7 protein-coding genes, 3 tRNA genes and 3 rRNA genes are annotated in these 14,809 nt (G+C 57.7%); 12 read left to right on the top strand and 1 reads right to left on the bottom strand.

Features of this window, described 5'->3' with window-relative positions; all coding sequences use genetic code 11:
- Window positions 1-235: 235 nt before the first annotated feature.
- The 6 genes from QF118_RS17150 to QF118_RS17125 all read left to right on the top strand — a co-directional run bounded on the left by QF118_RS17150 (window position 236) and on the right by QF118_RS17125 (window position 6,593).
- Window positions 236-1,697 (top strand): 16S ribosomal RNA (locus tag QF118_RS17150).
- 239 nt (window positions 1,698-1,936) lie between these two features.
- Window positions 1,937-2,013: transfer RNA gene (locus tag QF118_RS17145), tRNA-Ile, on the top strand.
- Between the two features lie 81 nt (window positions 2,014-2,094).
- Window positions 2,095-2,170, top strand: a tRNA-Ala gene (locus QF118_RS17140).
- Window positions 2,171-2,597: 427 nt separating this feature from the next.
- Window positions 2,598-6,129, top strand: a 23S ribosomal RNA gene (locus tag QF118_RS17135).
- Between the two features lie 198 nt (window positions 6,130-6,327).
- Window positions 6,328-6,442: ribosomal RNA gene (rrf, locus tag QF118_RS17130) — 5S ribosomal RNA — on the top strand.
- Together the 16S, 23S and 5S rRNA genes with 3 tRNA genes alongside form the textbook arrangement of a ribosomal RNA operon.
- Before the next feature lie 74 nt (window positions 6,443-6,516).
- A tRNA-Met gene (locus tag QF118_RS17125) sits at window positions 6,517-6,593 on the top strand.
- A gap of 374 nt (window positions 6,594-6,967) precedes the next feature.
- On the opposite strand, the gene QF118_RS17120 is transcribed toward QF118_RS17125, so the two are convergent.
- Window positions 6,968-7,453, bottom strand: coding sequence for a 3'-5' exonuclease (locus tag QF118_RS17120; protein WP_282300253.1), 486 nt, complete (start codon window positions 7,451-7,453; stop codon window positions 6,968-6,970).
- A gap of 254 nt (window positions 7,454-7,707) precedes the next feature.
- Between QF118_RS17120 and QF118_RS17115 the strand changes: the two genes are divergently transcribed.
- The 6 genes from QF118_RS17115 (at window position 7,708) to QF118_RS17090 (ending at window position 14,670) form a co-directional block, all read left to right on the top strand.
- Window positions 7,708-8,091, top strand: a complete 384-nt coding sequence (locus QF118_RS17115) for a transposase (RefSeq protein ID WP_282300252.1) — start codon at window positions 7,708-7,710, stop codon at window positions 8,089-8,091.
- Complete coding sequence (gene tnpB, locus QF118_RS17110; RefSeq protein WP_282300251.1) at window positions 8,088-8,438, top strand: IS66 family insertion sequence element accessory protein TnpB; 351 nt, start codon at window positions 8,088-8,090, stop codon at window positions 8,436-8,438. The genes QF118_RS17115 and tnpB overlap by 4 nt, the downstream gene beginning before the upstream one ends.
- Window positions 8,439-8,545: 107 nt before the next feature.
- On the top strand, window positions 8,546-10,078 hold the full coding sequence (gene istA, locus QF118_RS17105) for an IS21 family transposase (RefSeq protein ID WP_282300250.1): 1,533 nt from the start codon (window positions 8,546-8,548) through the stop codon (window positions 10,076-10,078).
- The gene (gene istB, locus QF118_RS17100) at window positions 10,068-10,862 is read left to right on the top strand and encodes an IS21-like element helper ATPase IstB (RefSeq protein ID WP_282300249.1); all 795 of its coding nucleotides are present in this window, start codon (window positions 10,068-10,070) and stop codon (window positions 10,860-10,862) included. The genes istA and istB overlap by 11 nt, the downstream gene beginning before the upstream one ends.
- Before the next feature lie 257 nt (window positions 10,863-11,119).
- A complete protein-coding gene (locus tag QF118_RS17095) occupies window positions 11,120-12,391 on the top strand; it encodes an alpha/beta fold hydrolase domain-containing protein (protein WP_282300248.1) in 1,272 nt (423 codons plus the stop codon).
- A gap of 140 nt (window positions 12,392-12,531) precedes the next feature.
- Window positions 12,532-14,670: a caspase family protein gene (locus QF118_RS17090; RefSeq protein WP_394357066.1), complete on the top strand. Its 2,139-nt coding sequence runs from the start codon at window positions 12,532-12,534 to the stop codon at window positions 14,668-14,670.
- Window positions 14,671-14,809: the final 139 nt, after the last annotated feature.

Here is a 14,809-nt window from a genome sequence, read left to right as displayed (position 1 = left end):
ACAAATGTCTGCATATCAACGCTGGTAGGGCTTCGGTCCGATGATCCAGTGTCAGCTTCACTGTTTGTAGCGGCTTTCGGTTTCTGATGAAACCTGAAGCACGTTATCAAACAGATGACTTCCAATGCGTGTTGGTTCCTAGCCGGGTCAACATAGGGATCTGCCCCCAAAGCGGTCCTGAGTATTGGAGATGTGCAGAGGTTCGAACGTCAAGGATAAGCTGGTAACAGCTTTTCAACTTGAGAGTTTGATCCTGGCTCAGAACGAACGCTGGCGGCAGGCCTAACACATGCAAGTCGAGCGAGACCTTCGGGTTTAGCGGCGGACGGGTTAGTAACGCGTGGGAACATACCCTTCTCTAAGGAATAGCCACTGGAAACGGTGAGTAATACCTTATACGCCCTTCGGGGGAAAGATTTATCGGAGAAGGATTGGCCCGCGTTAGATTAGATAGTTGGTGGGGTAATGGCCTACCAAGTCTACGATCTATAGCTGGTTTTAGAGGATGATCAGCAACACTGGGACTGAGACACGGCCCAGACTCCTACGGGAGGCAGCAGTGGGGAATCTTGGACAATGGGCGCAAGCCTGATCCAGCCATGCCGCGTGAGTGATGAAGGCCTTAGGGTCGTAAAGCTCTTTCGCCAGGGATGATAATGACAGTACCTGGTAAAGAAACCCCGGCTAACTCCGTGCCAGCAGCCGCGGTAATACGGAGGGGGTTAGCGTTGTTCGGAATTACTGGGCGTAAAGCGCACGTAGGCGGACCAGAAAGTTGGGGGTGAAATCCCGGGGCTCAACCCCGGAACTGCCTCCAAAACTCCTGGTCTTGAGTTCGAGAGAGGTGAGTGGAATTCCGAGTGTAGAGGTGAAATTCGTAGATATTCGGAGGAACACCAGTGGCGAAGGCGGCTCACTGGCTCGATACTGACGCTGAGGTGCGAAAGTGTGGGGAGCAAACAGGATTAGATACCCTGGTAGTCCACACCGTAAACGATGAATGCCAGTCGTCGGGCAGTATACTGTTCGGTGACACACCTAACGGATTAAGCATTCCGCCTGGGGAGTACGGTCGCAAGATTAAAACTCAAAGGAATTGACGGGGGCCCGCACAAGCGGTGGAGCATGTGGTTTAATTCGAAGCAACGCGCAGAACCTTACCAACCCTTGACATCCTGTGCCACACAGAGAGATCTGTGGTTCCCTTCGGGGACGCAGTGACAGGTGCTGCATGGCTGTCGTCAGCTCGTGTCGTGAGATGTTCGGTTAAGTCCGGCAACGAGCGCAACCCACATCCTTAGTTGCCAGCAGTTCGGCTGGGCACTCTAGGGAAACTGCCCGTGATAAGCGGGAGGAAGGTGTGGATGACGTCAAGTCCTCATGGCCCTTACGGGTTGGGCTACACACGTGCTACAATGGCAACTACAGTGGGTTAATCCCCAAAAGTTGTCTCAGTTCGGATTGTTCTCTGCAACTCGAGAGCATGAAGTCGGAATCGCTAGTAATCGCGTAACAGCATGACGCGGTGAATACGTTCCCGGGCCTTGTACACACCGCCCGTCACACCATGGGAGTTGGTTCTACCTGACGGCCGTGCGCTAACCTTCGGGAGGCAGCGGACCACGGTAGGATCAGCGACTGGGGTGAAGTCGTAACAAGGTAGCCGTAGGGGAACCTGCGGCTGGATCACCTCCTTTCTAAGGATGTATCTGGATAGATCGGCTTGCCGATCTCGTGATACACTTAGCAACGTTCCGGTACCTTTGCCGGAACAACATCAGACGAACCTGGGTCGTCCTCATATCTCTTCAGACAAGTAACGCGGGCCGCCGGCTCGTATGGAAATTGCCAGTTTTGCTGCAAGCCTGGCCGCTTTCGGGAGCTTGCGCAGCAAGCCCCTGTCGCGGCGATGCGGTTTTGCCTTGCAAAACTCGCTGGGTCGGTAGCTCAGGTGGTTAGAGCGCACGCCTGATAAGCGTGAGGTCGGAGGTTCAAGTCCTCCTCGACCCACCACCAACTCTCGCGTAGCGACGAGTTGGAGTTGCGACAGTGCATTGCGCAGCAATGTCACGAGAGCAACGCCTTCACCATTTAGGGGCCTTAGCTCAGCTGGGAGAGCGCCTGATTTGCATTCAGGAGGTCAGGAGTTCGATCCTCCTAGGCTCCACCATTCACGACGATTAGATCGATAAGCACCTTTGGGTTCTTATCCGTCCAATCGGACACGCTGCCTTTGCAAGAAGGTCAGCAGTAATTCACATCGTATAGAGAGATAATCAATCAACATTGCTTGATTGGCTGGAGTAACAGTCAATCTCAGTTGGTTCCGCCCCAGGGCGGAAGGCGAAACACGGGTCTAGCCGGCCGGTGGTTTGTATCCCTTCTGAAAAAAGCAATCGTTGTCCAAGTCAAGTACACTAACCACTCATTCATTCCGCACGGAATGACTGAGAAGGTTTTGGGCCGCGAGGCCTGAAACCTAAAGTTCCCGTAAGCATACGGGAGCGGGAAAGTATGCTTTTGGTTCAGAAAGACAGGTGCCTCAAGCGAACCAGCTGGGCACTGCGCAAGACGAAAGCCTTGCTATTTCTGGATCAAATCAAGCGCGAGAAGGGCGTTTGGTGGATGCCTTGGCAGTAAGAGGCGATGAAGGACGTGATACTCTGCGATAAGTCATGGTTAGCCGAGAATAGGCTTTGATCCATGAATCTCCGAATGGGGCAACCCACCTGATACTCGGTTATTATTAGCCCTCGTGGTTATTGATAATCGGGTAAAACAGGTACTTATTACCTGAATACATAGGGTTTTAAGAGCAAACCCGGGGAACTGAAACATCTAAGTACCCGGAGGAAAGGACATCAATAGAGACTCCCCTAGTAGCGGCGAGCGAACGGGGACCAGCCGAGCCTTGAGTGTGAATAGAATGGTCTGGAAAGACCAACCATAGTGGGTGACAGTCCCGTATATGAAGCACGATAGGACGTATCAAGTAGGGCGGAACACGTGAAATTCTGTCTGAAGATCGGGGGACCACCCCCGAAGGCTAAGTACTCCTTACTGACCGATAGTGAACCAGTACCGTGAGGGAAAGGTGAAAAGCACCCCGACGAGGGGAGTGAAACAGTACCTGAAACCGGACGCCTACAAACAGTCGGAGCTTGACTGGACTCTAATGATAATCTGCGCCATGACCGTTCGGAAACGAATGGAGAAAATCATGGCTGACGGAACCTTTGCAGTATTGATGCTCGTACTCGGTCTGACCGACATGAGCCGCAACCACTGCGGCACCGAGAGCGGGTGCCTTGGCAAGTCGGAGACGACGCCAAGGTTTGCGATCTCGGCAGGCCAGGTTCTTGAGCGGCGCGCAAGCGAAGCCAGCGAAATCTATCTGCGCTACGATCTGGGTCACAACCGTGGCCCCTTCGGAAGTGCGGCGGGACTTTCGGTTGGCGAGCATGGTGAGACATGGGTTGGCTTCGGCCAGACCTATACGATCCAGATGCGGAACGCGCCGATCTTTGCGCAATTGCACTCCATGCCGGGTCTGTACCTGGATAATGGAGGGTTCGACCTGGGTGGTCCGATCGAGTTTAGATCGGGGATCGAGGTTGGCTACGAGAACGACCGCGGTTGGCGGTTTGGTCTCAGCTACGACCATCGGTCGAATGCCGGGATCTACGACGACAACCCCGGGATCGAGACCGTGCAGTTCCGTGTCAGTGTTCCTACGCGGTAGGGATGCGGCAGCAAAACATAATCAGCACCTGGAATTGATAGGGGGTTGCCTCCCGGGACATTGCTTTGCAATGCCCTGCCGGCAACTTGCCAATCATTTGCAGGCAAATGATTGTCATTAGTGTCCAGTCTTGTGACGGCGTACCTTTTGTATAATGGGTCATCGACTTGGTCTATCTAGCAAGCTTAAGCCGTTAGGTGTAGGCGCAGCGAAAGCGAGTCTTAATAGGGCGTCGAGTTAGATGGATCAGACCCGAAACCGAGTGATCTAGGCATGACCAGGATGAAGGTAAGGTAACACTTACTGGAGGTCCGAACCCACACCTGTTGAAAAAGGTCGGGATGAGTTGTGCCTAGGGGTGAAAGGCCAATCAAACTCGGAGATAGCTGGTTCTCTGCGAAATCTATTTAGGTAGAGCGTCATCCGAATACCCCGGGGGGTAGAGCACTGGATGGGTAATGGGGCCCCACAGGCTTACTGATCCTAACCAAACTCCGAATACCCGGGAGTACTAGATGGCAGACACACTGCGGATGCTAACGTCCGTAGTGAAGAGGGAAACAACCCTAACCTCCAGCTAAGGCCCCTAATTCATGGCTAAGTGGGAAAGCAGGTGGGACGACCAAAACAACCAGGAGGTTGGCTTAGAAGCAGCCATCCTTTAAAGATAGCGTAACAGCTCACTGGTCTAAACAAGTTGTCCTGCGGCGAAGATGTAACGGGGCTCAAGCCATGAGCCGAAGCTGAGGATGCCGTAAGGCATGGTAGCAGAGCGTAGTGTGACATAGTCTCATGTGTCCTTACCCACTTCGGTGGGATTGGACACAAGAGGCTTTCTGTGAAGCCGGCGCGTGAGCGATCCGGTGGAGAGATCACTAGCGAGAATGATGACATGAGTAGCGACAAAGAGTGTGAGAGACACTCTCGCCGAAAGTCCAAGGGTTCCTGCTTAAAGCTAATCTGAGCAGGGTAAGCCGACCCCTAAGGCGAGGCCGAAAGGCGTAGTCGATGGGAACCAGGTTAATATTCCTGGGCCAGATGGAAGTGACGGATCATGAAGGTTGTTCACCCTTATTGGATTGGGTGGGCCGCTCATTGGTCCCTGGAAATAGCTCCATCATGAGATCGTACCCTAAACCGACACAGGTGGACTGGTAGAGAATACCAAGGCGCTTGAGAGAACGATGTTGAAGGAACTCGGCAAAATACCTCCGTAAGTTCGCGAGAAGGAGGCCCGGTTCCTAGGCAACTAGGGGCTGGGGGCACAAACCAGGGGGTGGCGACTGTTTACTAAAAACACAGGGCTCTGCGAAGTCGCAAGACGACGTATAGGGTCTGACGCCTGCCCGGTGCCTGAAGGTTAAAAGGAGGGGTGCAAGCTCTGAATTGAAGCCCAGGTAAACGGCGGCCGTAACTATAACGGTCCTAAGGTAGCGAAATTCCTTGTCGGGTAAGTTCCGACCTGCACGAATGGCGTAACGACTTCCCCGCTGTCTCCAACATCGACTCAGCGAAATTGAATTGCCGGTCAAGATGCCGGCTACCCGCGGTTAGACGGAAAGACCCCGTGCACCTTCACTACAGCTTCGCACTGGCATCAGACACAACATGTGCAGGATAGGTGGTAGGCTTCGAAGCAGGGACGCCAGTCTCTGTGGAGCCTCCCTTGAGATACCACCCTTGTTCTGTTTGATGTCTAACCGCGGTCCGTTATCCGGATCCGGGACCCTGCGTGGCGGGTAGTTTGACTGGGGCGGTCGCCTCCTAAAGCGTAACGGAGGCGCGCGAAGGTTGGCTCAGAGCGGTCGGAAATCGCTCGTTGAGTGCAATGGCATAAGCCAGCCTGACTGCGAGACTGACAAGTCGAGCAGAGACGAAAGTCGGCCATAGTGATCCGGTGGTCCCAAGTGGGAGGGCCATCGCTCAACGGATAAAAGGTACGCCGGGGATAACAGGCTGATACTGCCCAAGAGTCCATATCGACGGCAGTGTTTGGCACCTCGATGTCGGCTCATCTCATCCTGGGGCTGGAGCAGGTCCCAAGGGTATGGCTGTTCGCCATTTAAAGAGGTACGTGAGCTGGGTTTAGAACGTCGTGAGACAGTTCGGTCCCTATCTGCCGTGGGTGTAGGAGATTTGAGAAGAGTTGCCCCTAGTACGAGAGGACCGGGGTGAACGAACCACTGGTGGACCTGTTGTTGCGCCAGCAGCAGTGCAGGGTAGCTATGTTCGGACAGGATAACCGCTGAAGGCATCTAAGCGGGAAGCCCCCTTCAAAACAAGATCTCCCTGAGGGCCGTGGAAGACCACCACGTCGATAGGCCAGAGATGTAAGCATGGTAACATGTTCAGTTGACTGGTACTAATTGCCCGATAGGCTTGATTTGATCCAGTAATAGCCAGGCTTGGCTATCTGTGACAAACAAAAGCATACGCTCCATAAAGCGTACTGACTTGGACAACACTTGATTGATGAACGCTGCGCCCGGAATTACGAGGGGCGGGAACGGGCATTGCTGCGCAATACCCTGCCTCCCGCTCAAACCAAGTAAAACCCAATCGCGCAGCGATTGGTTTTTACTTGGTTTGGTGGTCATAGCGAGAGCAAAACACCCGGCTCCATTCCGAACCCGGCCGTTAAGTGCCTTTGCGCCGATGGTACTGCATCTTAAGGTGTGGGAGAGTAGGTCACCGCCAAACCTAGTAAAAACCAATATCTCTCTAAACGTGTGATGCCTCACTCCATAAAACTTAACGTGAGGCAAAACAATTGGCGCGGGGTGGAGCAGCCCGGTAGCTCGTCAGGCTCATAACCTGAAGGTCGCAGGTTCAAATCCTGCCCCCGCAACCAGTTTTAGCGAACAACCGTTCACAACAAAGCCCGCCCCTCCGGCGGGCTTTGTTTTTGCCAACATCTCAACAAGTTCGCCCCGTAGCTCAAGGACATGCCCCTCCTGGCCGGCGTCCCAGGACACCACAACCGACTCCACCAGACGATGAAGCTCATCTGACGCAGGACCCGCAACTTCTTCGTAAGCGTTACAAAGGGCCCCCTATCAGACCTATTCCACGCCACACCCAGCACCCCTATATTGGCGTACGCCAATACGGGAGGCAAGAATCGGCCTTACGTCGCCGTACAGCACCCTCTGAGTTGCCACCCGTCTCAAGCATTCCACCACGGTGGTGACGAGACTGGCTTATTGATCCCATAACGCGCCGTCCCTACCTTGCCGCGACGATGTTGGCTCCATTGATCTGCTCTACGCCCGCTGGCAGGAGAAGCTGTTCCAGCCAGTGGATAGCGTCGCCCCGCTCTGAGCAGTAAGCAAAGAATGCCCTCTGTCTCGCTCGAGTAAACGCCACAAAGAATGAGCTAAGCTCTTCGCCACGCGCCGGCGACAGGCTCCACCATGTCTGGGCATCGAGACCGAAAAAGATCATTGTGTGAAATTCTAGGCCCTTGCTCTTGTGGATTGTCATGAGCGGGACCTGATCTTTGCCTTCGAAGCGGTCAAGAACGCCACTCCAATCCGCCGCGTTCTCGACGCATTCTCGCAAGAGAACTTGAAAGCCATCACGCACGCGCCGAAAATCAGCGTCGCGGCGATACTCAGGGTAGGCCTGACGCAGCCTCTCTACTTCGGTGAAGTCGAGAGCCTGAGCCAACAGCCTATCCGCCACTGCTAGATCAGGGAGCTCGTCACGCATCGTCTGTCGCAGGTTCCTGGAGAATGCTCCGATTTCGCGCTGTAAGCGTTCTTGCCCAACCTCGTCTTCGGGACTTATGCCCGTCAATGTTTGCAGGTGTTCCTGCGTCGCGTTCCATGAATCGGGGTCGCGTCCACTTGCTCCCAACCGCAAGAGCGGAAGAAGGTAAGCGGTGCATACAGCCCCTGACGAATTCCGTGCCGAGCGCGCCGTAATCCAATAGTCTCCCGTCGTCGTTCACCCGGGAGGCCAAAATGTCGGCATCAATGGAGATATGGGGCTTCCGCGTCTCAGTCAGCGCGTCAGGGCGTATCAACTGGCCCAACGAGCTGAAGCGCATGGCGACCAAACGGGTTCTCGATGGCCATGAGCGGATCGCCTTGATCGCGAGCGAAATCGGCGCCCATGAGAACCTGGTCAGAAAGTGGTGCATACAGGAGCGACGATCGCGCGGCGAAGACGTCTCCAGGCAGCCTCTGTTCGCCCCCGTCACGATTGTGTCACCGGACCACGAAGAACCGAGCACACGTCCCGCAATGTGTCGGCTGACGGTTGGACAGGCTGTGCTTGAATTTCCCGTGGACGCGCCGCCGGAGAACCTTCGCCAAGTCATTGAAGCCATGAAAGGCGCGCTATGATCTTTCCGGCGAATGGCTACCGAATTTTCATGGCCACGGCCCCTGTGGATTTCCGAAAGGGAATGGATGGCCTCGCCGCTCATGTGACCAATCAATTCGATCTCGACCCTTACAGCGGTGCCTTCTTCGTGTTCCGTTCGAAGTCCGGGGACAAGATCAAGGTGTTGATGTGGGACGGCACGGGTCTGGTGCTCATCCATAAACGACTGAACGGTCGGAAATTTGTCTGGCCAAGCATCTCAGGCGGAACACTGAACTTGAGCAAGACCCAGTTCGAAGCGCTGTTCGAAGGCATTGATTGGCGCAGGGTCGTGCCACCGAGGTTGTCGAAACCCTCGGCATGTTGATTTCCACCCAGAAGTGACCCGGGTAGCGGCCTAATTTCCATTGAGAATTGACCCATGTGACCCTTCCCCCAGCGCCATGCGCAGCGGGGGACACTGGAGTGATACACATGGGACTTTTGAACATCATACGGAAGCTACGGTTACGGGATAAGCTGCCGATCCGTGAGATTGCGCGGCGGACCGGAATGTCGCGCAACACCATCAAGAAGTATCTGAACGCGGGCACGATTGAGCCGCAGTTCGCGACGCCGGAGCGGCAGAGCAAGCTTGATCCGTTCTCCGAGAAGTTGGCCGGCTGGCTGAAGACGGAAGCGGCCAAGTCCCGCAAACAACGGCGGACGCTGAAGCAGATGCATGCCGATTTGGTGGTTCTCGGCTTTGACGGGTCCTACAACCGGGTCGCGGCTTTTGCGCGTGACTGGCGGGCCGATCGGCAGCGGGATCAGCAGACGACAGGCCGCGGCACCTTCGTTCCCCTGTCGTTTCGCCCGGGCGAGGCATTCCAGTTCGACTGGAGCGAGGATTTTGCCGTTCTGGGCGGTGAGCGCACCAAGCTGCAAGTTGCCCACATCAAGCTGTCGCACAGCCGGGCCTTTCTGGTCCGGGCGTATCTGCTGCAAACGCACGAGATGCTGTTCGATGCCCACTGGCACGGGTTCAGGGTGTTCGGCGGTGTCCCGGAGCGCGGCATCTACGACAACATGAAGACGGCGGTTGACCGCGTCGGTCGCGGGAAGGACCGGCAGATCAACATGCGATTCCTTGCCATGGCAAACCACTACGTGTTCGAACCCGCGTTCTGCAATCCGGCTGCTGGGTGGGAGAAGGGACAGGTCGAGAAGAACGTGCAGGACGCGCGCCATCGTCTGTGGCAACTCATGCCAAGCTTTCCTGATCTCGCAGCGCTGAACGACTGGCTGGAACAACGCTGTGTCGCGCTGTGGACTGACATTCCGCATGCAGCGCTGCCGGGCAGCGTTGCAGACGTCTGGGCCGCAGAGCAGGCCACGCTGATGCCATTGCCGCCTGCCTTCGATGGCTTTGTCGAACTGAGCAAGCGTGTCTCGCCGACCTGCCTGATCAGCTTTGAACGCAACCGCTACAGCGTCCCGGCATCCTTCGCCAACCGCCCGGTGAGCTTGCGGGTCTATCCCGACCGGCTGGTGGTTGCTGCAGAAGGACAGATCCTGTGTGAGCATGCACGGGTGATCCAGCGCTCACACCACCTGCCGCCGCACACTATATATGATTGGCGGCACTACCTTGCCGTCCTCCAGCGCAAGCCGGGGGCGTTGCGGAATGGGGCGCCTTTTGCGGAATTCCCTCCAGCCTTCAAACAGCTCCAGGACCTCATGCTTCGCAAGCCGGGTGGTGACAGGGAGATGGTCGATATCCTGGCGCTGGTCCTGCATCACGATGAACAGGCCGTGCTGGTCGCCGTGGAAATGGCGCTGGCCGAGGGTGTCGCGACCAAGACCCATGTGCTGAACCTTCTGCACCGGCTGATCGACGGAAAGACGACTGGTGGTCCGGACATCGACACGCCACAGGCGCTGATCCTGCAGCGCGAACCAGAGGCCAATGTCGAACGCTATGACGGGCTGCGGGCCCGGACCGCAGGAGGCCGCCATGCGTCATGATCCCGCCAGCGGTGCCATCATCATCATGCTGCGCAGTCTGAAGATGCACGGCATGGCACAAGCCGTCACCGACCTGATGGAACAGGGGGCGCCGGCCTTTGATGCTGCGGTGCCGATGCTCGCTCAGTTGCTGAAGGCGGAAGTGGCAGAACGGGAGGTCCGGTCCATTGCCTATCACATGAAGGCGGCACGCTTCCCGGCTTACAAGGACCTCTCGGGCTTCGACTTTACGGCCAGTGAGATCAACGAGGCCACGGTGCGCAAACTGCATCGCGGCGAGTTCATGGACGGGGCGCAGAACGTCGTCCTGATCGGCGGCCCCGGCACCGGTAAAACCCATGTCGCGACAGCCCTTGGCGTGCAGGCCGTCGAGCATCACCGCCGCAAGGTCCGCTTCTTCTCGACCATTGAGCTCGTCAACACGCTCGAACAGGAGAAAGCCAAAGGGAAAGCCGGACAGCTTGCCGAAAGCCTCGTCCGACTGGATCTCGTGATCTTGGACGAACTTGGCTACCTGCCGTTCAGTGCATCAGGCGGCGCGCTGCTATTCCATCTGCTCAGCAAACTTTACGAACGGACCAGCGTCGTCATCACCACGAACCTGAGCTTCAGCGAATGGGCCACGGTCTTCGGTGATGCGAAGATGACAACCGCGCTGCTCGATCGGCTCACTCACCGCTGCCACATCCTCGAGACCGGAAACGACAGCTTCCGCTTCAAAGCCAGTGCCGCCGTCGTGGCGCGGAAAACCAAGGAGGATACTCATGCCTTGACCAAAGCCTGACCCCCGAAACATAACCTAAAGGTGGGTCAGTTCTCGATGGAAAACCCGGGTCACTTCTGGGTGGAAATCAACAATCAGGTCCCACAACGTCTTCGACCGACGTTGCGTCGGAAAACCGCAACAAATCCCGCCCTACACACTCACCCTATAGACCAGATCGCCAACCGTTTGGATGTCGCCCAAACCTGTGTTTGACTTTCTGGCCCTTTCGCTCAACCCTAGGGAAACCACGGTGTTAGAACGAAAGGAGAATGGACATGCCAATTCTCTATGTCCATGGGGTCAATGTCCGAAGCCGGGACAACTTTTTCGCGATGGAGGTCTTTGCGCGCCGCTATCTTGCGCCAGCCATTTCGGACGATCCTGACGGCGTGACGATCGCAGACGCTTATTGGGGCGATCATGCCTTTGATCCAAGCTATGGTGGAGCCTCACGGCCGCGAACGCGCCTGTTGGGCATGGGGGCAGATCCCTTGCCGGATTTGCAGCAAACCGCCCAGGCCGCCATCGACTATAGCGACAGCCTGGACCGCGTGCCCGCAGTTGACAGCCCAGCCCCTCAGGCCGGGGGGCTTGCATCGGGGGGGATACCGGGACCGCAAGATACCGAAGACTTCGATCTTGCCGCCCTGTCAGACCAGCAGCTTGGGGATGTCGTCATCGCCGTTCTGGAGCAAGCTGAAAAGGATCCTGTCGCGCTGGCAAAGATGGCCGTGGCCGTCGACGGCCTGGTGCAGGATGGGACGCTTGCCGCGATCGTTCAACAACATGCCGATCTGACGGACCAATTGAACGCCATCTTTGACGCGGTCCAAACCGCCAGCACCGACACCGATGCCCTGGCCGGCATGGGCATCGCGGATTGGGCGGCCCGCGCCCGTGACCTCGCGCAAGAGGCGCTCTCGCGTGTGAATTCATCCGGGCCTTTCCTGCTTTCGGTGGCGCTGGCAGAGGCGAGGCCCAAGATCAACCAGTTGGTCAGCCAATTCCTTGGCGATGTTTTTGTCTATCTCGACAAGCGCGGCACAGCGGGCGCGCCTGGCATTGTGCCCAACATCGTTCTGGACAAACTCAAGGCCCTTCACGCCATCAAGCTGGAGCGCGGCGGTGAGCCTTTGATTGTCGTGAGCCATTCCATGGGCGGCCAGCTGATTTATGACATCGTCAGCCATTTCCTTCCCAAGGACCCGGCGCTTGCGAATATCAAGATCGATTTCTGGTGCGCCTCGGCCAGCCAGGTCGGTTTTTTCGAAGAGGGCAAGCTGTTCCTCGAGGCCGACCCAAGCCATGTCACCGGCAAGAAGGTTCCCTTTCCGGGCGGCAATCTGGGCTATTGGTGGAATGTCCACGACCAGAATGATTTCCTCAGCTTTACCGGCAGGGACATCTTTGAAGGCATCGATGACGAGGCTTACGATTCCGGCATGTCGCTGATCAAGGCTCATGGCGGCTATCTGGCGCGTCCCAGTTTTTACCGCCGCATGGCCGAAAAGATCACCTCTTCTCAGTCGGACGGCGGATTGGTGTGACGCTGACCCCGGTAAACGGCGACCCGGGTCATTGGCGCGCGCCCGACTGGGACGGCGCGTCACCCGGGACCTTTGCGGTTGTCATAGGCTGCAGCCGCTATCCTTGGCTGAAAGGCGGTGACCGGCTTGGCCCCGCCCCGATGAAGTGGATCAAGGAGGCGCAGGGCCTTGGCCAGCTCTATGTCTCGGCCCTGACCGCGCGGCGGTTCTTTGACTGGATCTGCATGGATTACGACGTGGACGAGGCGCCAATCGTGTCCTGTCGGCTTTTGCTGTCGCCCACCGACGAAGAACGCACCGCCGATCCGGCGATTTCCACGCATGAACTGACGCCGACGCTGGCCAACTGCAAGGCAGCGATCACCGCCTGCATCCGCGATATCAACGCCTTGCCCGAAGCGGCGCGCGAACGATCCCGATTGATCTTCTTCTTTTCCGGCCATGGGTTGCAGTCGACCATCGACCGCCAGATCCTGTTGCCCAGCGATTTTCTGGGCGACGGGTTGCCCAGCTTCAACCATGCGCTGAGCACCAAGAACCTGTTGAACGGGTTGAACAGCATCCGGGTGCCGTACCGCTATTACTTTCTGGACGCCTGCCGGAACGACACGAACGAAATCCGCCAGGTGCAGCCCAAGGGCGACGAGTTCCTGCCAGAGTACCCGACCTATCATTCCTATCCAAAGATCGAGGTCGACGCGCTGCTTTATGCCACGACGGCGGCGCAGCGGGCCTGGCAACCGCGACATCCAAGCGAAGGGCCGACCCTGTTTGGCCAGGCCCTGCTGGAAGGGTTGCGAGGCAGGCCGCATATCCGTCTGGAGGATGAGGGCGGCAAGCCGTCGGTCAAGTTTTTCAACCTCGAAAGCTATATGAATGGCCGCATCGCAGAGTTGTTGAAAAGCCATCAGTCAACAGCCGATCAAAGGGTGCAGCCGGGCGGGTTGCCCCGTCCGCGGGTGGTCACGCAGCTGCGCGCGCCTTACCCGGCGACGGCGCCGCAGGTGCCCATGCCGCCCATGACAGCGCCGGAAATATCCCCGGACCTGTTGAAATCGCTTGGGTCGAAAACCACCGGCGATGCCGATCGGTTGGGGATGCGCTGGCGCAAGGCGCCGGATGATCTGTTCAAAACCCATGATGCAAAGCAGTGGCCGCGTGAAAACACCGCGCAAGAGCGCGCATCCACAGCCCCCGGCCAACCCGCGCCGGGCAGGCCCGTCTATGATCTTCCTGCCATCAACCGTCTTGTGTTGCCGGATCGGCAGGCCGGGGAATGGCGGCAGGACAAGGCCCTGGGTCGGTTCCTGTTCGGCAGCTCCGATGCGGCAACGCTGTTTGCAGGCTCGTTGCAGGTGTCCGCCTTGTCCGGCCAAAGACTGCGGCGCGATGACGGGATGCGGTTGCTTAACGTCGGTCGCAAACATCTGCCGGGGGCAGGGGGCGACCCGGACCAGACCCGCTATGACATCACGTTTGCCTTGGCCCGTTTCGACGCGGCGGGCTATTGGCTGCAGTTGTTTGACGAAAGCGGCACGGGCGCGGGGGCCCTGTTGGCCACGGACGAGACGATGTTCGACGGCGGGCAGGCGACCTATGCGCTGACGGTCGATCTGACCCATGACGCCGATGGCCTGACGATCGGCGCCCTGTCGGCCGCGCCCTTGGCCAGCGGGGACAGCCCGGTTGCGCAGGCCACCCGCCTTTGGCAGCGCGCGCAAAGCGAAAGCGCCGAGCGGGCGGTGTCGAAATTCGCGACCTCGTCGTTGAACCGGCTGTTGCAGGCCGGGGAACAATCGCCTTTGGCCACGGTCATCACCGCGTTGGTCCTGCTGCGCGCCGACCGGTTGACGCTGTTGGGCGATTTGCTGCGCGATCTTCCTGGCCCAAGTGACGGCGCCGTTCTTTGGGCCGAACAGGTCATGCGCCAGCACAAGGACCCTAAACAGGCCGCGCAGGTGGCGGCAGGATCGCTGGCCCGCCTGGCGCGGCGCGATCTGCCCGTCACCGGCGAAGCCCTGAGCCTTGCCGCAACCTTGATGGACCGTCTGTCCCTTGATCTGGAGATCCTGGACGATGCGACCCGCAGGGATTTCCGGACGGCCAAGGCGCGGATCGACGCGTCGTTGGCGTATTTCCGGCCCGGTGGTCTGTTCACGGCCTTTGCCGGGTTCACCGCTCAAAACGCATGGCAGGTGGCCGACGGCAAACTGCCGGGCCGCGGGGCCAAGGCCGCGCCGCCAATCCCCGCCGAGGGCAGGACCGAAGAACAGGAATAAACCCCGCCCAGGGCACTAAATCGGGTAGGCCGGATAACACAGTCGTCAAGACTTGTTCTTTGCGTTGAAGGCCTCACTATGCTTATCAATACAAAACGCAGCCGCACACACTCCGATGTCGGCGCACTGTACTGTTCGA

This window comes from Tropicibacter oceani (assembly GCF_029958925.1).
In the GTDB taxonomy this organism is placed as follows: domain Bacteria; phylum Pseudomonadota; class Alphaproteobacteria; order Rhodobacterales; family Rhodobacteraceae; genus Pacificoceanicola; species Pacificoceanicola oceani.
This window is presented reverse-complemented; position numbering and strand designations above follow the sequence as displayed.

Bases quoted from the DNA above. Each gene is read 5' to 3' on its own strand.
- istB (WP_282300249.1), top strand. From the start codon at position 10,068: ATGCGTCATGATCCCGCCAGCGGTGCCATCATCATCATGCTGCGCAGT.
- QF118_RS17120 (WP_282300253.1), bottom strand. From the start codon at position 7,453: ATGCGTGACGAGCTCCCTGATCTAGCAGTGGCGGATAGGCTGTTGGCT.
- QF118_RS17095 (WP_282300248.1), top strand. From the start codon at position 11,120: ATGCCAATTCTCTATGTCCATGGGGTCAATGTCCGAAGCCGGGACAAC.
- istA (WP_282300250.1), top strand. From the start codon at position 8,546: ATGGGACTTTTGAACATCATACGGAAGCTACGGTTACGGGATAAGCTG.
- QF118_RS17090 (WP_394357066.1), top strand. From the start codon at position 12,532: ATGAAGTGGATCAAGGAGGCGCAGGGCCTTGGCCAGCTCTATGTCTCG.
- QF118_RS17115 (WP_282300252.1), top strand. From the start codon at position 7,708: ATGTCGGCATCAATGGAGATATGGGGCTTCCGCGTCTCAGTCAGCGCG.
- tnpB (WP_282300251.1), top strand. From the start codon at position 8,088: ATGATCTTTCCGGCGAATGGCTACCGAATTTTCATGGCCACGGCCCCT.